Origin of the sequence: Candidatus Blochmannia sp. SNP, from assembly GCF_036549215.1 — a bacterium.
Lineage (GTDB): Bacteria > Pseudomonadota > Gammaproteobacteria > Enterobacterales > Enterobacteriaceae > Blochmanniella.
Genome location: NZ_CP144371.1, coordinates 649,613 through 671,644 on the forward strand (window position 1 = coordinate 649,613; position 22,032 = coordinate 671,644).

Here is a 22,032-nt window from a genome sequence, read left to right on the forward strand (position 1 = left end):
ATATGAACTGCAGCTTAGATAAATACTCTGTGTTAGGTTTAATCAACTCTCCAAAAGAGTTACGACGATTATCTGAAGATAATTTAGTGAAATTATGTAATGAATTACGCCAATTTCTTTTAGCTAGTGTTAGTAGATCTAGTGGACATTTTGCATCTGGATTGGGAACTATAGAACTTACTGTAGCATTACATTATATATATAATACCCCATTTGATTATTTAATTTGGGATGTTGGACATCAAGCATATCCACATAAGATTCTGACAGGTCGTCGTGAGCTTATTTTTAGCATTAGAAATCGAAATGGATTACATCCATTTCCTTGTCGTGATGAAAGCGAATATGATGTGCTATCGGTAGGACATTCTTCTACTTCTATTAGCGCAGGATTAGGATTAGCAATCGCTGCAGAGCGTGAAATGCTAGGACGTCGTACAGTATGTGTTATAGGAGATGGAGCAATAACTGCTGGTATGGCTTTTGAAGCAATGAATCATGCTGGATCTATAAAATCTGATTTGTTAGTCATATTAAATGATAATGAAATGTCTATTTCAAAAAACGTGGGAGCATTGAACAATCATTATGCTCATATTTTTTCAAAAAAAATATATTCTGATTTAAAATCAGGCAATAGTAACATATTCCTTGATGGTTTTATAACTAAAAAATTAATTGAAGATACAGATAATAAAATCAGGAATTTTAGTACGTCGAATTCATTATTTTCACAACTTGGTTTCAATTATATTGGACCTATTAATGGGCATAATGTATTAGAATTAGTACATACTTTAAGAAATATACGTAATATGAAAGGACCTCAATTTCTACATGTTATTACTAAAAAAGGTTTTGGATATAAACCTGCAGAAAAAGATCCTATCAAATGGCACGCAGTGCCAAAGTTTGATCTTAAAATCGGATCATTACCTATAGAAAATACTAAACATATAACTTATTCTGAAATTTTCGGTGATTGGTTATGTCAAGTTGCAGCTCATGATAATAAAGTTATAGGGATTACACCTGCTATGCGAGAAGGTTCTGGAATGAATATGTTTTCTCGGAAATATCCAAAACAGTATTTTGATGTTGCGATTGCTGAGCAGCATGCCGTAACATTTGCTGCTGGTTTAGCTATAGCAGGATATAAACCAGTTGTTGCTATTTATTCAACATTTTTACAACGTGCATATGATCAAGTAATTCACGATGTGGCCATTCAAAACTTACCCGTTTTATTTGCTGTTGACCGAGGAGGTATTGTTGGAGCAGATGGACAAACTCATCAAGGTGCGTTTGATTTATCGTACTTACGTTGTATTCCGAATATGATAATTATGGCTCCAAGTGACGCTTATGAATGCAAACTAATGTTATACACAGGATATCGTTATCAATATGGGCCTAGTGTTGTGCGTTATCCTAAAGGATATGCTGTTCCCGCTAATTCCAATGCGAAAAAATTATATATTCTTCCATTAAGTAAAGGCGTAATACGTCGTCAAGGAAATTATATTGCTATTCTTAATTTTGGAACTTTATTGCGGTCGGCTTATAATGTTGCATGTGAATTGGATGCGACATTAGTAGATATGAGATTTATTAAGCCATTAGATGAAATATTGATAAAAACCCTTGCTAAAAATCATCAATTTCTAATAACTTTAGAAGAAAATACAATAATAGGTGGAGCAGGCAGCGGTGTAAACGAGTTTATTATGCAGAATAAATTATCGATCCCGGTTTTAAATATTGGTTTACCTGATTTTTTTATCCCTCAAGGTTCGCAATCAGAAATTTTATCTGAGCTTGGATTAGATAGTATAGGAATTTATAAAAAAATTATGACATGGATATATTAAATTATTATTGGTTATAATGTGATGTTGATATATTAAATAATAAATTAACATACAAAATTATCGATATTTATTTATTTTATATAAAATATTTTAATTGTATAAATTCATCAGAGATAAAATAATACCAACAGATATGACACTCGCTAATATATCATCAATGATAATTCCGAACCCACCTTTTATTGTATGATCGCACCAGGAAATTGGCCAAGGTTTTGTAATATCTAATATTCTGAATAATAAAAATGCAATAATTATCCATCGCCAACTATCTGTAGGGATTATAGTTAATATAGTCCACATACCAATAAATTCATCCCAAACGATTGATTTATGATCATGAATACCAATTATTTTAGTAGCTTGATTACAAAAAAATATGCCAAATCCTGTTCCTGTAATTAGGAATAAAAAATAAATCTGATATGGAAATAAATGTATCAATATCCACCATATTGGTATTGCCAATAAAGATGCTACGGTCCCTACGGGTATATAATCAATTGTCCCTAATCCGAAACCAGTAGCGAATAAATACCCCATCTTAGATAACTTCATATTACTCTCTTATTGTATGTATAGAAAAGTATAAGTAATAAAATAAATTATTATTTGATTAAAATTTAGTTTTGTATTTTATAAGTACTAATCATATATTGATAATACGATTATTTTTTATTAATACAAATTTGAGCAACTATTTTATCTAATACCCCATTTACAAACCTATGGCTTTTTTCCGCTCCAAAAATTTTTACAAGCTCAATTGCTTCATTAATAGCAACTTTATATGGTATATCATTACATTTTATCAGTTCAAACAATGCAATACGTAACACTACATGTTCAATATATCCTAGTTTTTCTAAGTTTCGGGATAGATGTGGTATCATTAATTTGTCTAGTTCTTCAGCAAAATGTATTACTCCAATATATAATTTATGAAAGTAAGAAATATTGAAATTTTGAATATCTCGTTCTGTTATAATATAGTTTTCTATTTCTTTAGCATTATTTTTAGATAATTGCCAAGAATACAATGCTTGTAATGCGCATTCACGAGCATGTCTTCGGCTAATTGTTTTCACATAATTCCTTCTTTTATAAACTTGTATATCGTCAAAATTATTTTTTAATTATTTGTAATATATTAATCATTTCTAACACGGCTAAAGCAGCTTCTGATCCTTTATTATTATCCTTGATACCTGAACGTTCTATAGCTTGACTAATATTGTCTGTGGTAAGTAATCCAAATCCAATGGGCAGTATATTTTCTATTGAAATATTAGATAAACCAGAGCTGCATTCTCGTGCAATTAATTCAAAATGTACAGTAAGCCCACGAATTACCGTCCCTAGAGCTACTATTCCATCAAATTTGTGGCTAATAACTAATGCCTTTACAATTAATGGCAATTCATAAGTTCCTGGAACCCATACTGTAGTTATGTTTTCATCTTTTATATGCCCGATTCTTTTTAAAATGTCTAAAGCACCTTCAAGTAAATTATTATTAATGAAACGATTAAATCTAACTACAGCGATAGCAATTTTTGCTTTATTTGCCGTAGTACCGCCTTCAATAATATTCATAAAAATCCTTACTATTTATTATTTATTATGTAAATTACATTATTTATATTTGTGCATACACGTATTGTAGCATAACATTAAAATAACTGATAAACACAATATATTATATGTTTTTTGGCGTTAATCTTAAACGAATATCTGGTCCAATATTTTTTATGTCAATTAATTTAAATGTCTTAATATCATTAAGACATTTAATATTTGGCAATAAACATAAAGGTCGTGCATCAGATCCTAAAAATTTTATAGCTTGGTATAAAATAAGTTCATCTATTAATCCGATATCCAATAGTATTCCTGAAAAGGTAGCTCCTGCTTCTACCCAAATATTGTTAATTTCCCGATATGCAAGATACTGCATTAGTTCTATGAGATTTACGCGACGGTGGCCATAGTAATTAATTGATGGTAGTAATAATTGTTCTACTGCTGGAGGCCAATCTTGGTGATCTTTTTTTAAGCGAACAAGTAAAATTTTTCCTTCGTATCGCATAATACGATGTGTTGGAAGTACTCTATTTGCGCTATCAATAATTACTCGTAATGGTTGTCTAATTTTATTATTCGCATAAACACATTTTATTTCATCTGAAAAACATGACCAGCGTACATTCAATTTTGGATTATCTGCTAAAATGGTACTAGCAGTGGACAGAATGACATCACTTTCTGCGCGGAAATGCTGCACATCTTGACGTGCCTGAACAGATGTAATCCATTTACTTTCTCCAGAAGACATAGCTGTTCTGCCATCTAAAGATGCGGCTAATTTTAATTTGATCCATGGTAATCCAGTGCGTATACGTTTGATAAATCCTCGGTTTATTGATTCTGCTTCAGATAACATAAGGCTATTATGTCGTACTTCAATACCTGCTTGTTTTAATAAACGCAATCCTCTGCCTCTAGCATAAAAATGAGGATCTAGCATAGCTACTACAACACGTTTAATTCCTGCGCTAATCAATGCAGAAGTACAAGGGGGGGTACGTCCGTAATGGCTACATGGTTCTAAAGTAATATAAGCGGTTGCTCCTTGTGATAAATTTCCAGCAACACGTAATGCATGTATCTCAGCGTGTGCTTCACCAGCTCGTATATGATATCCTTCTCCTACAATTTTATTATTACGAACAATAACGCACCCTACGTTGGGGTTAGGCATTGTGGTAAAGCGCCCTTTCCATGCCAATTGTAATGCTCGTGTTAAATATGTTTTGTCATGCAGCATGATATGGATCTATTTTAGTATCCTAAGATTGTAAAACTAAATGTAATTTTTTACATAAGCTTGATTTTATCAATAACAATAATTATTTAGCATCCGATGCTATAAGAGCACATTTATTTAATTTTTTGATTATGTTATTATTAATATTTAGTGGTAAATTAAAATTGTAATTGTACATGCATACAATTTATGTGGCACACAGATTATTATAGATATAACTTTTTAAAATATAATTATATACTGATTGTAAGTTATGTTTTAAAAGACGATTGTATATCTAGTTAACGAACTAGATATATAAAATATCAATAGTAAAACATTTTATTTGGTTTAGTTATTTTTTAATAAAATGATTACGAGTAGTACCGAGTTTAAACGCTAACGCTGAAGCAATGTATATAGAAGACATTGTCCCAATAATAGAGCCAAGCAGCAAAGTTGTTACAAATCCGCGTAACATAGTTCCTCCAAAAATTAATAATATAAATAGTACCATAATAGTCGTAACTGAAGTTATAATAGTTCTATTTAGAACCTGACTTAATGATATATTAAAAATATCTATAGATGTTAATGTAGATATTCGACGGAAATTTTCTCTAATTCTATCAAAAATGACAATTTTGTCATTGATAGAGTAACCAATCGTTGACATTAATGCAGCAATAATGGTGGAGTCTATCTTGGTAGCCAGTAAAGATAAAGTACCTGAAACAACTATTATATCATATATTAAAGATACAACAACTCCAGTAGCTAATCTCCATTCAAAACGAAACGTTATATATATTAAGATACATATTAATGCTACTAATAAAGCTATTATTCCTGTATTTATTAATTGGTTACTAACACTTGGGCCAATCCAATTTGTTTGTTTAATAAAAAATTTTTGAGCAATAGCCTTTTCTAAAACATGTAATACATTATTTATAGTGTTTTGGTTAATCTGATTGTTATTTGAATCTAATGGAACTCGTATTCCTATATCTTGAGGGGAACCAAAATGCTGTACTATAGTATTTTTAAATCCTGATTGCACTAAAATATTTTGAATTTTGATGGGATCTATGCTTTTTTCTGAAATAATTTCAACTAATATACCTCCGGTAAAATCTAATCCCCAATTAAAACCACGTACTGCCATAGTACAACATGAAATAAAAAATAAAAATATTGATACAAAAAATATTATGCGCCTCCATGAGAGAAAATTATATATTTTATAATAAGTGTCATTCATTTTAACAGATTAAATTAAAATTATATCAATAATATATTATATATAGTTTTAAAAACTTAATAAAACTAAATAGATAATTTATTAACGTTTTTTTTTCCATAAACTAAATTAACAACAGCACGAGTACCAATGATAGATGTAAACATTGATGTTCCTACCCCAATGATCGTAGTAATAGCAAATCCTTTAATTGGACCTGTTCCAATTAAATATAATATAATAGAGGTAATAATAGTTGTAATATTTGCGTCTACAATGCTAGTAAATGCTTTACGATACCCTGTATATATAGCATATTGTACCGGTTTGCCTTGTTTTAATTCCTCTTTGATTCTTTCATTAATTAATACATTTGCATCTATAGCTACGGATAAAGTCAATATAATCCCTGCTATGCTTGGCATGGTTAATACCATGCCTGGGATTATAGACATTGTACTTATCATAAGTATTAAATTAGCAATAAGTGCAATACTAGCAATTAATCCAAAATAACGATACCACAAAACCATAAAACATATAGATGTTAATATCCCTAAAGTACATGCAGTAAATCCCTGTGTGATATTTTTTTTACCAAGCATAGGCCCAATAATTCGTTCTTCTTCAATATGAACAGGTGTTATTAGAGTTCCCATACGTAATAATAGTGATAGATGGCGTGCTTCATTTAAATTACTAATTCCAACAATACGAAAACTATTACCTAATTGAGATTGAATAGTAGCAATATTGATAATTTTTTCATGTTTGATGAGAAGTGGATGGCCTTTAGAATCTTTTTTTCCACTATCTTTATATTCTACAAATAAAGTAGCTATAGTTTTTCCAATATTGTTTTTAGTAAAGTTTGAAATTATAGTACTGCCTATTTTATCTAAAGTAATATTTACTTGAGGACGGTTATATTCATCTAAACTAGTGTTAGAATTTACAATATAATTCCCAGATAAAATTATTTGTTTGTATAATGGTACTAAATAGCCATTATTAGTCAGTTTTATTTCAGAATCTTCTGGAATTAAATTATTATTTATGTCAAAGTCACTTATTGCTGAATTAACTAGACGAAACTCTAGACTTGCTGTTGTACTAAGTATTTTTTTTACTTTTTTAATATCTTGAATGCCAGGTAATTCTATAATAATACGATCAATTCCGTGACGTTGTACTAATGGTTCGGTAATACCTAATTGGTGTATACGATGATATAGAATAGTAGAATTTTGTTGTACAGCGCGCTCACAAATTTCATGTTTTTTTATTTCAGAAAAAATAATATGTAGTTTGTTGTCTTCTATTCTATGTATTACTAAACCATGATTTATTTTGGATAGCGGTATAATTGATTTGTTTCTATAGTTAGAATTTTTAAAATTAATTTCAATACCATGATTTTTAATTTTATATATTTTTATATAGGGAATTTTTTTTTCAAATAAAGTAGCTTTTACAGTATCGATATATTGTTCTTGTAATTTATTTAGTATAACTTCTGTATTTACATGTATTACAAAATATATTCCCCCACATAAATCCAATCCTAACTTTATAGGTTTAGCTTTTATTACAGATAACCAATATGGTGCTGCTGGAGTAGTACAAAGAAATATTTGATATTTATTTATAAAAATAGTTAATAATTTTTGATAAGCCTTTAATTGATCTTTTTCACAAAAAAATTGTATTAAAATTTTATTTGTTTGTAATGAAATGGATTTATGAGTTATTGTTTCGTTTTCTAGTATTTTTTTAATTTGGGATAATAAGATATTATCAAGTGTTTGATGATTTTCTTCTGTAATATATTGAGTAATATATATTGTAGGATTATCTCCATATAAACTAGGTAATGTATAGATTACACCAGTAGTGAAGACTAGTATAACTATAAGATATTTCCATAAAGAATAATGATTTAACACCAGTTTTTTATCTCAAGATACATAATATTAAGAATTATAATGCTTTCATTGTACCTTTAGGTAAAATGGCAGTAACACAATCGCGTTTAATTAATATTTCGTTACCACTGGTATCATTTTTTTCATTAAGAATAATAAAAATATAGCCTGTTTCTGTAATTCTCACTACACGACCTATTATCCCTCCATTGGTTAGAATCTCATCTCCTTTTGAGATAGAATTTAATAATTCTTTATGAATTTTATTGCGTTTTTGTTGTGGTCTAAAAATCATAAAATAAAAAATACCAGCAAATATTGCTAACATAATTGCTAAAGAATATGGGTTACTCTGGGAATTAGAATTGGTATTTGCCCAAGCAGTGTTAATAAATATATTCATGTATATTTCCTATGATATTAAAATAATTACGTTGTTAGTTTAATTTAAAAATATCGTATTTAATTTGATTTTAAATACGATTAGTGCGCTGATAAAAAATATCAATAAAATTTTGTAATGATTTCATTTTTATGGCTTGGCGTAATTCCTCCATTAAATTTTGGTAATATCGTAAGTTATGAATAGTGTTTAAACGTACACCAAGAATTTCTTTACAGCGATCTAAATGATGCAAGTACGAGCGACTATAATATTGACAAGTATAACAATTACAGTTCTTATCTACCGGAGAAGTATCTTTTTTATATTGTGTATTACGAATTTTAATTATTCCATCAGAAACAAATAAATATCCATTACGAGCATTACGAGTGGGTATAACGCAATCAAACATATCAACGCCCCGACGTACAGCTTCTAGTAAGTCTTCTGGCTTACCAGCACCCATTAAGTAACGTGGTTTATTTTTAGGAATTATTTTACATGTATGAGATAAAATACGATACATTTCTTTTTTTGGCTCACCTACTGATAAACCTCCTATTGCATATCCATCAAAACCGATATTTATTAATTCTTTTGTCGATATATCTCTTAAATGTTCATACATCCCCCCTTGAATAATAGCAAACAACATATTTGAATTATGTAATGTATCAAAACGCAAACGACTGCGTTCAGCCCAGTGTAAAGATAAGTTTACTGATTTTTTTATGTAATCCCAAGTATTAGGATAAGATACACATTCGTCAAATATCATAACTATATCAGATTGTAAATCATGTTGAGTTTCTATAGATTTTTCTGGAGTTAAAAATACAAGATGTCCGTCAATAGGACTTTTAAAGTATACTCCTTCTTTTGTAATCATGCGTATTTTACTTAAACTAAATATTTGAAATCCTCCTGAATCTGTAATTATAGGGCCCATCCAGTTCATAAATTTATGTAAGTTACCATGTAATTTTATAATATTTGAACCGGGACGTAACCATAAATGAAAAGTGTTACTTAAAATAATTTGTGTTCCACTCGCTTTAATTTCTTCCGAAGTTAATGTTTTTATAGACCCACAGGTTCCCACGGGCATAAAGGCAGGTGTATCCACTATCCCTCGGTTACAAATAAGTCTACCAAGTCGAGCGCAGCCATCTGTTTGTAATAATTGAAATGTCATAATTTTTTATCCTAATTAAATAAATATTTATTAATCAAATACAAATATGATGGAAACTGACTATAAATTTATATAAGCTATTATGGATCTGTATATAGATAGATATGTTATATATAACGGATATATTGTATTTATAATTACATATTTATGCTTTACATGAAATAATTCACGGTTTTAGAAAATATATAATGATATTTGTCATTTTTGACATAATTGTTATTAATGTCAATAAACAAAACCGTTTAAATATATCATTAAAATAAAATTAATAATTATATTATATAGCACATATTGATGTGGTATTAGTATTTGATTGCTTCATGTTAGTTAATTTACATCGATTATTATTTGATATACATATTTTTATTTGAATGTAGTGTTTCACCATTGTTTATGAATATTTATATATGTTTATTGCATGAGCATGATTTTATCTTGATAGTTTATATTAATTAATAAAATACGGTGATCTATATAAGGTTATGAAATCATTTTCATATTATTGTATAATTTGGTCAATATAAAATTATTAGAAACATCGCTTGGTTATTGAAATAGTCATCTAAGTTCAATTTATATATCATAATTGTTTGATATATTTTATTTATAATCTGTTTCATTTATGTATTAAGATGGACGAGATGAACATCCAGTTAGCATTATTTAATATTATGCGTATGGTTGTGAATCATTATCATTAATAAATAAATTTTATAAATATTTTACAGAAACTATTAAATATATATTCGCTATTTTAGCGTATATATTCTCATTATTTAATGATGCGATATTATATCAGACATCAATATTATTAATTGAAAGATCATATATAATTAGTCTTGCTACGAAAATATTAATTTTTATATTATATAATCTAATTGGTATTATTTTGATATGATTAAATATTAAATTATTTTAATGCTAATTTTTTAAAATATTTAAAATAATCTAATGCAATTATTAGTTAATTATTTTCGTACTGTGATTGTAATTGATTAAATTTTTATTTAAGTAATAGATATTTAATAGTTTAGTTTATAATTAAATTTAAATAAAAAATTTGAAAGTCTTCGTAATATTTTATAGAGAAATTTGTTTCTAATAAAATATTTTAATACCTTATTATAAAGTAATTTATATATTTTATTTAAATTTATTATGGTTAAATATTAATTTTTTCAGTTAATAATTTAATGTATAAACCATTGATTAAGATAATATACATAGATAGTGTAATATATAAAAAAATCGTTATTTTAATAGCAAAAATATATTTATTTTTAAAATACATAAATAGTAATGATATTTAAATTTATATATTATATTATATATAACAATCCGATAAATAATTTATTTATAAAAAATAATTAAAATTATCAATGATTACATTTTTTAAAAGAATAATAATTTTTTATTTAATAATATTTCCCTTAATATTATTTGCATAAGGATAGGTTAAACGGTAAAATGAAATACTAGTTGTTAGTGTAAGATTAACTTATATTTTTAATATGTTAATATGTTAATATCTTAACAAAAGTTGAGAGGTCAATATGGTATTGGTTAGTCGTTGTGCCCCAGATTTTACTTCTTCTGCAGTATTAGGAAATGGTGAAATTGTAGATAATTTTAATTTATTAGATTATATTGATAAAAAGGAAGCAATAGTATTTTTTTGGCCTATGGATTTTACTTTTGTTTGCCCATCGGAATTGATTGCTTGTGATAAACGTTATGTTGAGTTTCAGAAACGAAATGTAGAAGTGATTGGAGTTTCTATAGATTCAGTTTTTGTACATAGTGCTTGGAGACAAATCCCGGTAAGTCAGGGAGGGATCGGGGCGTTGCAGTATACTATGGTTTCTGATGTAAAACATGAAATTATAAAAAAATACGGTATTGAACATTTAGATAAAGGGGTTGCTTTACGTGCTTCTTTTCTAATAGATAAATTAGGAGTTATACGACATCAGGTGGTGAATGATTTACCATTTGGTAGAAATTTTGATGAGATGATTCGTATGGTAGATGCATTACAGTTCCATGAGATTCATGGTCTTTTATGTCCTGCTCAGTGGAGTAAAAATAAAGAGGGATTAGAAGCATCTCAAAAGGGAGTAATAAATTATCTTACTGGTAATTTCTCTCAATTATAAAATAGAATATTTAACATATATAAATAGATATATATAATATATATGTTAATTTTTTGTACAATTAATTTAATTTATGCCGATATAGCTCATATAATAGGCAGAGCAGCGCATTCGTAATGCGAAGGATATAGGTTCAAATCCTATTATCGGCATAAATTATAATTTGGATTAATCATATACTAACTAGTATGTATGGTACGGGTTTTAAGTTTGGGGAATAATTTATATTAAATATTTTACTTATTATTTCATGTGTATAATGTGATATAAATTATTTTGTATATATCATAAATTCATATTAATTTTTATTTATTTTTTAAGAAATAGATATCATTTCCTTTTCTATGATGAGAATGAGTAGATGAATGATTTTAATGTGAATTTCTTGAATATGATCAAAATAACTTAAGTATGGTACACAAATTTCTATATCTACAGAATTGGATAATTTATTTTCTTTTTTTTCTCCAGTCAAAAAGATTGTTTTCATGTTTCGTTTATGCGCTGCTTCTATAGCATATAAGATATTAGGTGATTCACCAGAAGTAGAGATAGCAAATAGTAAATCTTTTTTATTTCCTATGGACTCAATATAGCGAGAGAATACATATTCATAACCAAAGTCGTTACTGACGCATGATAAATATGATGGATCAGAAATCGCTATAGCTGCGTAGCCTACACGATTATTTCTATAACGTCCGGTTAGTTCTTCTGAAAAGTGCATGGCATTGCAGTGTGAACCACCATTCCCACAGGATAATACTTTTCCTCCTGTTTTGAAAGTGTTAGCAATAAGTTTTGCAGACGATTCTATCGCATGAACATTATGTTTTTCATTAGTGAAAATCTTCATCATTTTTATGGTTTCATTAAATTCGTTGCAAATTAAATCATGATACATAATAACTCCTAGAAAATAATAAGAACATACATGAATAAATATAACGTTATAATTGTGATAAGTTATATTATATCGTATATAACAATCAGATATACGGATTTTTTAACTGTTATTAATAATAAATATATATATATATTTGGGTTGTGTGATTTATCTGAAATATAGTTAAATAACTTATTATTTGTTATATTATTATCGCTGCCTCCATATACAGTTTTTATTTATTTTCTGCATACGATCTAAATATTCTTCATGAGCTAATTTTTCTTGTTCATCAGCATAAATAATTTTTAATGATGTTGTACTAGTTCTAACACATTTTATGTTGTCATTTAATCGTGTTATATTACTAATTTTGTTATTTGACATATTTGTTATTTTCATAAATTCCATTTTTGTTTGTCCTCCGCTCATGGATAAAAATACATTAGCTAAAAGTCGTGCATCAATTAATGCGCTATGTAGGTTTCGTCGTTTATTATTATTAATTAAATAACGTTCGCATAATGCATCTAAATTGTTACGTTGTCCTGGAAATTTTTTTCGGGCTAATTTTAAGCTGTCAATTATAGTACAATAAGATTCTATTTTTTTTTGGTCTTTATTGCATATTTGTAATTCTTGATTAAGAAAACCTAAATCGAATGGAGCATTGTGAATAATTAATTCGCTATCGCGAATAAACATTAGAAATTTATTTACTATTTCTGAAAAAGTTGGTTTATCCTTTAAAAATTGATTGCTAATTCCGTGTATTTGAAAAGCTTCAATATCGACTACACGATTTGGTTTGAGATACACATGAAATGTATTATCAGTTAAATGACGGTTGATTATTTCTACTGCACCGATTTCAATAATTCTATGGCCTTCGTGATGAAGGCCAAATTTATTCATACCAGTGGTTTCAGTATCTAGAACAATTTGTCGTATAATATTAGTGCTCATATCTTTTTATTTGTGTCACACTAGTTTAATTGATAATATATATTATAATATATCTTATATATGTATAAAAAAATAGAAATTTTCACTGATGGATCATGTCTTGGTAACCCAGGCCCGGGTGGTTGTGCAGCTATATTACGATATAAAAAATATAAGAAAGAGTTTAGCATTGGATATCGTTTAACTACTAATAATCGTATGGAATTAATGGCGGCTATTATTGCGTTAGAATCACTTAAAAATCCGTGTCAAATTATTTTAAATACTGATAGTCAATATTTATTGCATGGTATTACTCAATGGATTCATATATGGAAAAAACATCATTGGAAAACCGCTGAAGAAAAATTAGTCAAAAATATTGATTTATGGCAACGTTTAGACATAGCAATACAGCCGCATTCCATTGTCCAATGGAATTGGTTAAAAAGTCATACTGGCCATCCAGATAATGAGCGATGTGACCAATTAGCTCGATTGGCCGCTAAATATCCTCTAAATGAGGATTTTTATCAGTGATAACAATATTATTGTTGCAATTATTTTTATTGAAATAAATATATATTTTGATTTTAAATATACATTGTTTTTGCATGTAAAAATTTTTATACATTATATTTATATATGTTATCTTTATTTTAGCGGCATAATGTATTTAAAAAATCATTATTAAATCTTTTTAGTGTATTAAACTTATATTTGATAAATTTGATCCAAAATACTAAAAATAATAAATTTTACACATCCAAAAAATTAAAAATATTTGTAATTTACTAAATAACTATAATTAATTATGAATATCATTAGAGTCCCAGCATTAAATACTAATTATATTTGGATTCTATATAATTATAGAAATGAATGCATAGTTATTGATCCCGGAGAAGCAATAGAAGTATTAAAAATTTTAAAAAGATTTCAATTTGTGTTACGGGCAATTTTATTAACTCATAATCATGCTGATCATGTTAATGGGGTGAGTACATTAATACAATATTTTCCAAAAACAATTATTTATGGCCCTTTGGAAACTAAAAATAATAATAACATTCATGTTTTAGTATCAGAGGGAGATGATGTTGTATTATTACAGAAAAAATTTAGAGTATTTCATTTTCCTGGGCATACATTAGGACACATAGGGTTTTACAGTGCGCCTTGGTTATTTTGCGGTGATACTGTATTTTCTGCAGGTTGTGGTACATTTTGTGCGGAACTTGCGAAACAGATGTACGAGTCTTTTATAAAAATTCAGCATTTTCCTTGTAATACTTTAATTTTCAGTGGGCATGAATATACATTACTTAATGTTAATTTTGCTATTTTTATGTTACCTCATGATCAGTTTATTATTAATTATCGTAATAAGGTTATCAAATTACGTGAAAAAAATAAATCTACTGTACCAACAACGGTAGGTTTAGAACTGAAAGTTAATCCTTTCTTTCGTTGTAACAATATAGATGTAAAAAGATCACTGAATTTATCGTCTGATATCAAAGAAAAATGGCAGGTTTTTTATGAATTACGCAAAAAAAAAGATTTTTTTAATTTTAAATTCTAGTATTTTACTAATATAAAAAATGAGAATAAAAATATATCGTTATTATGTTGTAGTAACGTCTACATTAGATATAATGAGAACCCATGTTTTATGATAGTTTTATTAATTAATAGATCATATTTTTTAATAAAAACAACTTTACTTTTTATGTTTATAGTATTTAAAAACTATGTTTTTAATAATGTTCAATTAAAAAATAAATTACTTGGCAGCCCCCTACTCTCGCATAGGGAAACCCCACACTACCATTGGTACTACGACATTTCACTTCTGAGTTCGGAATGGGATCAGGTGGTACTATCGCGCTAACGCCGCCAAGTTAGTTTCATAACTATATATTAGATAGAATATATATTCTAATAATTCCATAGAGCATTATACATTATTTTAAAATTTTTATAAAGTAAAATATATTTAAATTCGTAAGATTTATCCTATAAGGGTAAATCTTAATAATAAAGAATTTTCTGCTTGTGTTTTTTTATAAAAAAAATTATATAATTATGTATAAAGAGTAGACCTTAAATGATTTAATATAGGATCAACAGAAGGAAATAAGTTATGCCATAATAAAAATGCATGAGCTGCTTGTTCTACTAACATACCTAATCCATCCGAACAATAGTTTGATCCATGGTTTTTACACCATGTTATGAATGGTGTATCTTTTTTTTGGTAAAACAAATCGTAACATTTAGTTAAAGGAGTAATAATAGAGGGCGGAATGTTTGGAATGGTATTGACCATACTGCTAGTCGTAGCGTTAATAATTAAACTATATTTATTATCGTGGTTGCCTACTAATTCGAATAAAGGCATACATGATACATTTTTATATCCTATCTTATGGCAATAAGATACTAACTTTTGGGCTGTATGGAATGTTCTATTTACTATATGTATGTAACATTCTGTTACCTCAGATAATAATGCAAGAAGAATTCCTTTTGAGGCGCCTCCAGCACCAATTAGTAAAATATTTATTTTCATAGATTTTTCGTGAGGTGTTGTCGCCGTGGTGAGATGATTGTTGTCGTTTATCCAATTAAGACGTTTTAAATCACTAATAAATCCTATGCCATCAGTATTATCTCCTAATAAAATTTCATTTTTTAGTTTTTTAATTGTATTAACTGAACGGGCTAAAACAGCCCGTTCAGTTAATTGATGACATATAAAGTATGCACGTTCTTTAAATGGAGCAGTAATATTTGCACCTAATCCGTCTGATTTAAAAAAATTATATAACAAATTCTCAAAGTTATTTTGTGATACTAATTTTAAGTCATATTCTTTTTTGATTCCGGCTTCATTTGCAAATAATGCGTAAATTTCTGCTGATTTACTATGTCCAATTGGATTACCAAAAACAGCAAAGGCACTCATTTATATATCTCCTCCTCAATAACAGAAATTACCCACGAATTAATTTACCAGTCACAACATCTCTAATTTCTGAAGGATTAGGTCTTCCAAACACGTCTTCATACATGATGGGAATGCCATGTCCGAATTGTTTGTATACCTCTGTAATAGTACGTGCAGGAGGTTGTCCAGATAGATTTGCGCTAGTAGACACCAAAGGTTTCCCAAAAGCTAAACAAAGACGTTGAATTGGTTCAAAATAACTAATTCTTACTGCTAAAGAAGAAAATTGACCTGTTAGCCAAAATGGACTATTCATTTTTGCTGGAAATACCCATGTTACTGGCCTAGGCCAAATAGAAAAAGCTCGAGATCGTTGTTTTTCATTTAAGCAACTATCGTCAATATATTTCAGTAATTGTGCGTAGTTAGCAGCAATTAAAATTAAACCTTTTTTCCATGATCGATTTTTTATTTTTAATAGAGTATGTATTGCATGTTTATTGTCAGGGTCACATCCTAATCCAAACACCGACTCCGTTGGATAAATAATTACCTTTCCTTGATGTAGTTGCACAAGCAAATCTTTTATATTTGATGAAAACAATATTTTTGTCATAAATTATTATTTAATGAAATTGCATATAATATTCCTTGATTTAAATCACTGTTTATAAAGTACTTTTAAAGTTATTTAATCAGTTAATTTTATTAAGTTATATATAATATTATAATGTTTCAAGTTTTACTATCTTAGTATATTATATATCATGTAGATATGATTTAATATCTTTATTATATATTTGTATTTATTACAGTGCACTTAATATATATATATAACTGATCATTTATTAGACTTTAAGTTTTAGAAGTTAAGTATTTTTAAAATTTTATTAAAAAATGAATTTTTCATATATTAAAATGATAAATATAAATATTTTATATTTATTTTTGAATTATATCTATAATTGATCAAATCATATACAATTTACCTAAAATTTAATTTTTTTATTTATGTCGATATTAGAAATATTGCGTTATCCTGATAAACGTCTCAGAAAAATTGCTGATCCTGTTATTACAGTCTCTAATGATACTAGACAAATTGTAAATGATATGTTCGACACGATGTATTTTAATAAAGGTATTGGTTTAGCTGCAACACAAGTTAATATTCAACAACAAATTATTGTTATTGATCTTTGTTTGAAAAATAAGCGACGGATAGTTCTTATCAATCCTAATATTATAAAAAGAACAGGTATTATTAGTATAACTGAAAGTTGTTTGTCTATTCCTCAAATACACGAAATCATCCCGCGTTCAGAAAATGTAACAGTTCGGGCATTGGACCAAAATGGTAATAAATTTGAGATGGAAGCAAATAATTTATTAGCAATTTGTATTCAACATGAAGTAGATCATTTATGTGGTAAGCTTTTTATTGATTATTTATCTCCACTAAAAATTAAAAGAATTCATAAAAAAATAAAAAAATTATCTTAAATATTAGAAAGTATTTATTTTATTTTTTAGTATATTATATATTATGGAACGCATAAAATCATTACGTATTGCTTTTTTTGGAACTACAAATTTTGCAGTATGGCACTTATATACGTTAGTTTATTTTTCTATACATCAAATAATAGCGATTTTTACTCAAGAAATACAAGTATTAAAACGTAGATCTTTTTTATCTTTACATGATATGGCAAAAAAGCACAATATATCATTATTTCAATCCAGTTTTTTATCTATTTCTGAAATTATTCATATTCTTAAAAAACTTAATGTGGATTTAATAGTGGTTGTATCTTATGGATTAATTTTACCTGAAGAAATATTAAATATACCGCGATTAGGGTGTATTAACGTACATGGTTCATTATTACCTCGTTGGCGTGGTCCAGCTCCAATTCAACGTGCGTTGGAATATGGTGATGAGATTACAGGTATAACTATCATACGAATGGATTTGGGTATCGATACTGGTGATATTTTTCACATTATGTCTTGTAATATTTTACCAAAAGATACTAGTTATACTCTTTCTAATAGATTAGCTAAGATGGGATCCTCTATGTTACTACAAGTATTGGATCAGATTATTTTAGGAACATATACGCTAATACCTCAAGATTCGACTTATGCTACATATGCACATAAATTAACTAAACAGGAAGCACGTATTGACTGGAAGTCATCAGCGATTCAATTAGAGCGATGTGTCCGTGCCTTTAATCCATGGCCAATTAGTTATTTTTTAGTAAAAAATTGTCGCATTAGAGTATGGGGCTCTGAAATAGGTAACCGAGATACGGTGGGGTATTGTTATCATTCATCATCATCTATGTTACCCCCTGGCACTATATTATCGATTAATCCATATGGTATTCATGTTGTTACTGGTTCTGGGATATTAACACTTACTATGTTACAAATTTCAGGTAAAAAAAGAGCATTGATACGTGATATTCTCAACGCATATAAAGAGTGGTTTATGCCTAATTCCATACTAGAATAAAACTGACTAATTATATGAATTCATAGTTTTATGATGGGGTGTATTATTTATTTTTAGTTATTGTTTTATATTTTTTGTTATTTTAGATCGTTCTACTAGTTCGATGTATGCCATTGGAGCATTGTCTCCTTTACGTGATCCACATTTTAAAACACGAGTATATCCTCCAGGACGGTTGAAAAAATGTGGGCTAATTTGTGTAAATAATTTTGTAACAATATTATTGTTTCTAATTTTAGAAAAAACTAAACGCCGGTTTGCAACTGTATCTATTTTACTACATGTAATTAACGGTTCAATAATACGACGTAGCGCTTTGGCTTTAGATAAAGTAGTTTTTATAATTTGGTAAGTTACTAATGAAATAACCATGTTTCGAAACATAGCCTTACGGTGAGTACTAGTTTTATTTAATTTAGATCCGCTTTTTCGATGATGCATAATACATATTACCTCAATTATATTATAATGATAAATTATCAATATGTTAACCATCTAAAATACTTGTCGGAGGCCAATTTTCCAAACGCATTCCTAAAGATAATCCACGAGAAGCTAATACGTCTTTTATTTCTGTTAACGATTTTTTTCCTAAGTTAGGAGTTTTTAATAACTCCACTTCTGTTCGTTGTACTAAATCACCAATATAATGAATAGATTCTGCTTTTAAACAATTAGCAGAACGTACAGTTAGTTCTAAATCATCAACAAGACGCAATAAAATTGGATCGAATTCTGGTTTTTCTTCTTTATGTTCTGGTTGATGTATATCTCTTAAATCAATAAAAGCTGCAAGTTGTTCAGATAAAATTGTTGCTGCACGCCTAATCGCTTCTTCAGGTTCTATGGTGCCATTAGTTTCCATATCAATAATTAGTTTATCTAAATCTGTACGTTGTTCAACACGAGCAGCTTCTACGTTATAAGAAATTCTTTCTACTGGACTATAACATGCATCTAATAATAATCGACCAATTGGCAAGGTATCTGATTCAGGATTAAATCTAGAAGAAGCTGGAACGTAACCTCGTCCACGTTGTACTTTTATACGCATATTAATAGATGCATTCTTATCGGTTATATGACATATAACATGATTTGGTGCAATAATTTTTACATTATTGGTATCACATGTAATATCATTTGCAACTACAGGACCGATACCAGATTTTTTTAAAGTTAGAGTAATCTGATCTTTTCCTTCAATTCTAATAGCTAATTTCTTTAGGTTAAGCAAAATTTCTAAAATGTCTTCTTGTATACCTTCTTTTGTGGTGTACTCATGTAGTACACCATCAATTTCAACTTCTGTTATCGCATATCCAGGCATCGAGGAAAGTAAAATACGACGTAGGGCATTTCCTAAAGTGTGACCAAACCCTCGTTCCAATGGTTCTAAAGTAACTTTAGCACGAGTTTTAGTAATTTGTTCAATATCTACTAAACGTGGTTTTAAAAATTCTGTCGCAGAGTTCTGCATTACTGCCTCTCTTTTATTATCTCACAAGTTTTGTTTATTTTGAATATAATTCTACAATCAGATGCTCATCGATATTTGCAGATAATTCGTTGCGTTCTGGATAACGTTTAAATATGCCTTGCAATCCAACAGGATCAATTTCAATCCATGCTAATTTTTCTCGTTGCTGCTCAGAAAGTTCTAAAGAAGCACGAATTCTGGATTGATTATGTGATTTTTTACTTATCTTAATAATTGTATTAGGCATAACTTGATATGAAGCTATATTAACAATATGGTCATTAACTATAATGGATTTATGACTTACTAATTGACGAGCTTCAGCACGTGTTGCTCCAAATCCCATACGATATACAATATTATCTAATCTACTTTCTAATAATTTCAGCAAATTTTGACCGGTGTTTCCTTTAATACGCGTAGCTTTTTTATAATAATTAGAGAATTGACGTTCTAAAATACCATATATACGTCTAACTTTTTGTTTTTCTCGTAATTGCATTCCATAATCTGAAAACCGAGATTTACGTACATTATGTTGCCCTGGAGGTTGTTCAGGTTTACATTTGGAATCAATTGGACGAATTCCAGATTTTAACAACAGGTCTGTTCCTTCACGACGACTGAGTTTAAGTTTCGGTCCTAAATATTTTGCCATATACTTGATTTCCTTGAAAATAACATTAGTTTCTGTCTTTTTAGACACGACGTTTTTTGGAAGGCCGGCAACCATTATGAGGGATCGGAGTAACATCAGTAATACTAGTGATATTGAACCCTGATGCATTTAATGCTCGTACTGCAGATTCACGCCCTGGTCCAGGTCCTTTAACCATAACTTCTAAATTTTTTACTCCATATTCTTGAACTATTTCAGCGCATCGTTCTGCTGCTATTTGTGCGGCAAATGGTGTGGATTTGCGAGATCCACGAAAACCAGAACCCCCAGCTGTAGTCCATCCCAAAGTATTACCTTGTTTATCACTAATAGTGATTATAGTATTATTAAAAGATGCATGTATGTGTGCTATGCCATCTAAAATTTGTTTTTTGAGTCGTCTGCGCGCTCGAAGATTGGATGATTTAATCATATGTTTGTATATTTTTTATTAAATTTACTTAAGTTATTTGTTTATTGATTTGCGAGGACCTTTACGGGTTCTTGCGTTTGTTCTAGTTCTTTGACCTCGTACTGGTAGATTACGACGATGCCGTAATCCGCGGTAAGTACCCAGATCTATCAAACGTTTAATGTTTAAAGTTACTTCTCGACGTAAATCTCCTTCTACAATATATTTATCTACTGCATCACGTAATTTATCTATATGGATTTCAGATAATTTACAAAGTTGCAAATGTTCATTTATGCCTATATTTGAACAAATTAATCGAGCACGAGATTTACCAATTCCATAAATGGACATTAAAGCAATAACGGTATGTTTGCGGTCAGGAATATTGACACCTGCTATACGTACCACTATTTATACTCCTAAAGTTGATATTAATAAAAATTATCCTTGTCGTTGTTTATGTTTTGGATCTACACGACATACTACTCGAACAATATTGTGTCTTTTTACAATTTCACAATGACGACACAGCTTTTTTACTGATGCACGCACTTTCATAATTTTTCCTATATTTAAAGTTTAAAAACTTT

24 protein-coding genes, 1 tRNA gene and 1 rRNA gene are annotated in these 22,032 nt (G+C 28.5%); 7 read left to right on the forward strand and 19 right to left on the reverse strand.

What is annotated here, in order from left to right; translation table 11 throughout:
- Window positions 1-2 precede the first annotated feature (2 nt).
- Window positions 3-1,871: a 1-deoxy-D-xylulose-5-phosphate synthase gene (dxs, locus tag VOI34_RS02675; protein ID WP_331828327.1), complete on the forward strand. Its 1,869-nt coding sequence runs from the start codon at window positions 3-5 to the stop codon at window positions 1,869-1,871.
- A 90-nt stretch (window positions 1,872-1,961) separates the two neighbouring features.
- On the opposite strand, the gene VOI34_RS02680 is transcribed toward dxs, so the two are convergent.
- The 8 genes from VOI34_RS02680 to tgt form a co-directional block, all read right to left on the reverse strand.
- Window positions 1,962-2,429, reverse strand: coding sequence for a phosphatidylglycerophosphatase A family protein (locus VOI34_RS02680; protein WP_331828328.1), 468 nt, complete (start codon window positions 2,427-2,429; stop codon window positions 1,962-1,964).
- Between the two features lie 110 nt (window positions 2,430-2,539).
- Window positions 2,540-2,959, reverse strand: coding sequence for a transcription antitermination factor NusB (gene nusB, locus VOI34_RS02685; RefSeq protein ID WP_331828329.1), 420 nt, complete (start codon window positions 2,957-2,959; stop codon window positions 2,540-2,542).
- 37 nt (window positions 2,960-2,996) lie between these two features.
- On the reverse strand, window positions 2,997-3,467 hold the full coding sequence (gene ribH / locus VOI34_RS02690; protein WP_331828330.1) for a 6,7-dimethyl-8-ribityllumazine synthase: 471 nt from the start codon (window positions 3,465-3,467) through the stop codon (window positions 2,997-2,999).
- Between the two features lie 103 nt (window positions 3,468-3,570).
- The gene (ribD, locus tag VOI34_RS02695; protein ID WP_331828331.1) at window positions 3,571-4,698 is read right to left on the reverse strand and encodes a bifunctional diaminohydroxyphosphoribosylaminopyrimidine deaminase/5-amino-6-(5-phosphoribosylamino)uracil reductase RibD; all 1,128 of its coding nucleotides are present in this window, start codon (window positions 4,696-4,698) and stop codon (window positions 3,571-3,573) included.
- Between the two features lie 334 nt (window positions 4,699-5,032).
- Window positions 5,033-5,941, reverse strand: coding sequence for a protein translocase subunit SecF (secF, locus tag VOI34_RS02700; protein ID WP_331828332.1), 909 nt, complete (start codon window positions 5,939-5,941; stop codon window positions 5,033-5,035).
- Between the two features lie 65 nt (window positions 5,942-6,006).
- The gene (gene secD, locus VOI34_RS02705; RefSeq protein ID WP_331828333.1) at window positions 6,007-7,866 is read right to left on the reverse strand and encodes a protein translocase subunit SecD; all 1,860 of its coding nucleotides are present in this window, start codon (window positions 7,864-7,866) and stop codon (window positions 6,007-6,009) included.
- Window positions 7,867-7,900: 34 nt separating this feature from the next.
- Window positions 7,901-8,248, reverse strand: a complete 348-nt coding sequence (yajC, locus tag VOI34_RS02710; RefSeq protein WP_331828334.1) for a preprotein translocase subunit YajC — start codon at window positions 8,246-8,248, stop codon at window positions 7,901-7,903.
- Between the two features lie 70 nt (window positions 8,249-8,318).
- The gene (gene tgt, locus VOI34_RS02715; RefSeq protein ID WP_331828335.1) at window positions 8,319-9,425 is read right to left on the reverse strand and encodes a tRNA guanosine(34) transglycosylase Tgt; all 1,107 of its coding nucleotides are present in this window, start codon (window positions 9,423-9,425) and stop codon (window positions 8,319-8,321) included.
- 1,553 nt (window positions 9,426-10,978) lie between these two features.
- On the opposite strand from tgt, the gene VOI34_RS02720 reads away from it, so the two are divergent.
- Both VOI34_RS02720 and VOI34_RS02725 read left to right on the forward strand, forming a co-directional pair.
- The gene (locus VOI34_RS02720) at window positions 10,979-11,581 is read left to right on the forward strand and encodes a peroxiredoxin C (RefSeq protein ID WP_331828336.1); all 603 of its coding nucleotides are present in this window, start codon (window positions 10,979-10,981) and stop codon (window positions 11,579-11,581) included.
- A 75-nt stretch (window positions 11,582-11,656) separates the two neighbouring features.
- Window positions 11,657-11,733 (forward strand) — tRNA-Thr (locus tag VOI34_RS02725).
- Between the two features lie 164 nt (window positions 11,734-11,897).
- On the opposite strand, the gene lpcA is transcribed toward VOI34_RS02725, so the two are convergent.
- Both lpcA and dnaQ read right to left on the reverse strand, forming a co-directional pair.
- On the reverse strand, window positions 11,898-12,485 hold the full coding sequence (gene lpcA, locus VOI34_RS02730; protein ID WP_331828337.1) for a D-sedoheptulose 7-phosphate isomerase: 588 nt from the start codon (window positions 12,483-12,485) through the stop codon (window positions 11,898-11,900).
- Window positions 12,486-12,677: 192 nt separating this feature from the next.
- Window positions 12,678-13,433 (reverse strand): DNA polymerase III subunit epsilon, encoded by a 756-nt coding sequence (gene dnaQ, locus VOI34_RS02735; protein ID WP_331828338.1) that lies wholly within the window; start codon window positions 13,431-13,433, stop codon window positions 12,678-12,680.
- Window positions 13,434-13,493: 60 nt separating this feature from the next.
- Between dnaQ and rnhA the strand changes: the two genes are divergently transcribed.
- Window positions 13,494-13,952: a ribonuclease HI gene (rnhA, locus tag VOI34_RS02740; protein ID WP_331828339.1), complete on the forward strand. Its 459-nt coding sequence runs from the start codon at window positions 13,494-13,496 to the stop codon at window positions 13,950-13,952.
- A 274-nt stretch (window positions 13,953-14,226) separates the two neighbouring features.
- The gene (gloB, locus tag VOI34_RS02745) at window positions 14,227-14,997 is read left to right on the forward strand and encodes a hydroxyacylglutathione hydrolase (protein ID WP_331828340.1); all 771 of its coding nucleotides are present in this window, start codon (window positions 14,227-14,229) and stop codon (window positions 14,995-14,997) included.
- A 203-nt stretch (window positions 14,998-15,200) separates the two neighbouring features.
- Here gloB and rrf read toward each other — a convergent pair.
- The 3 genes from rrf to VOI34_RS02760 form a co-directional block, all read right to left on the reverse strand.
- A 5S ribosomal RNA gene (gene rrf, locus VOI34_RS02750) occupies window positions 15,201-15,316 on the reverse strand.
- A 182-nt stretch (window positions 15,317-15,498) separates the two neighbouring features.
- Window positions 15,499-16,383 carry a shikimate dehydrogenase gene (gene aroE, locus VOI34_RS02755; RefSeq protein ID WP_331828341.1) on the reverse strand — a complete coding sequence of 295 codons (885 nt, stop codon included), beginning with the start codon at window positions 16,381-16,383 and terminating at the stop codon, window positions 15,499-15,501.
- A 28-nt stretch (window positions 16,384-16,411) separates the two neighbouring features.
- On the reverse strand, window positions 16,412-16,981 hold the full coding sequence (locus tag VOI34_RS02760; protein WP_331828342.1) for a Sua5/YciO/YrdC/YwlC family protein: 570 nt from the start codon (window positions 16,979-16,981) through the stop codon (window positions 16,412-16,414).
- A gap of 395 nt (window positions 16,982-17,376) precedes the next feature.
- Between VOI34_RS02760 and def the strand changes: the two genes are divergently transcribed.
- Both def and fmt read left to right on the forward strand, forming a co-directional pair.
- The gene (gene def / locus VOI34_RS02765; RefSeq protein WP_331828343.1) at window positions 17,377-17,868 is read left to right on the forward strand and encodes a peptide deformylase; all 492 of its coding nucleotides are present in this window, start codon (window positions 17,377-17,379) and stop codon (window positions 17,866-17,868) included.
- 43 nt (window positions 17,869-17,911) lie between these two features.
- A complete protein-coding gene (fmt, locus tag VOI34_RS02770; RefSeq protein WP_331828344.1) occupies window positions 17,912-18,889 on the forward strand; it encodes a methionyl-tRNA formyltransferase in 978 nt (325 codons plus the stop codon).
- Between the two features lie 57 nt (window positions 18,890-18,946).
- Here the strand turns inward: fmt and rplQ are convergent, their stop codons facing one another.
- From rplQ to rpmJ, 6 genes are read right to left on the reverse strand one after another with little or no spacing between them, the layout of a single operon-like run.
- Window positions 18,947-19,330 carry a 50S ribosomal protein L17 gene (gene rplQ / locus VOI34_RS02775; RefSeq protein ID WP_331828345.1) on the reverse strand — a complete coding sequence of 128 codons (384 nt, stop codon included), beginning with the start codon at window positions 19,328-19,330 and terminating at the stop codon, window positions 18,947-18,949.
- A gap of 46 nt (window positions 19,331-19,376) precedes the next feature.
- The gene (locus VOI34_RS02780) at window positions 19,377-20,369 is read right to left on the reverse strand and encodes a DNA-directed RNA polymerase subunit alpha (protein ID WP_331828346.1); all 993 of its coding nucleotides are present in this window, start codon (window positions 20,367-20,369) and stop codon (window positions 19,377-19,379) included.
- Between the two features lie 34 nt (window positions 20,370-20,403).
- Window positions 20,404-21,027 carry a 30S ribosomal protein S4 gene (gene rpsD, locus VOI34_RS02785; RefSeq protein ID WP_331828736.1) on the reverse strand — a complete coding sequence of 208 codons (624 nt, stop codon included), beginning with the start codon at window positions 21,025-21,027 and terminating at the stop codon, window positions 20,404-20,406.
- Between the two features lie 40 nt (window positions 21,028-21,067).
- Complete coding sequence (rpsK, locus tag VOI34_RS02790; RefSeq protein ID WP_423775057.1) at window positions 21,068-21,460, reverse strand: 30S ribosomal protein S11; 393 nt, start codon at window positions 21,458-21,460, stop codon at window positions 21,068-21,070.
- A gap of 33 nt (window positions 21,461-21,493) precedes the next feature.
- On the reverse strand, window positions 21,494-21,850 hold the full coding sequence (gene rpsM / locus VOI34_RS02795) for a 30S ribosomal protein S13 (RefSeq protein WP_331828347.1): 357 nt from the start codon (window positions 21,848-21,850) through the stop codon (window positions 21,494-21,496).
- 33 nt (window positions 21,851-21,883) lie between these two features.
- Complete coding sequence (gene rpmJ / locus VOI34_RS02800) at window positions 21,884-22,000, reverse strand: 50S ribosomal protein L36 (protein ID WP_331828348.1); 117 nt, start codon at window positions 21,998-22,000, stop codon at window positions 21,884-21,886.
- Between the last annotated feature and the right edge of the window lie 32 nt (window positions 22,001-22,032).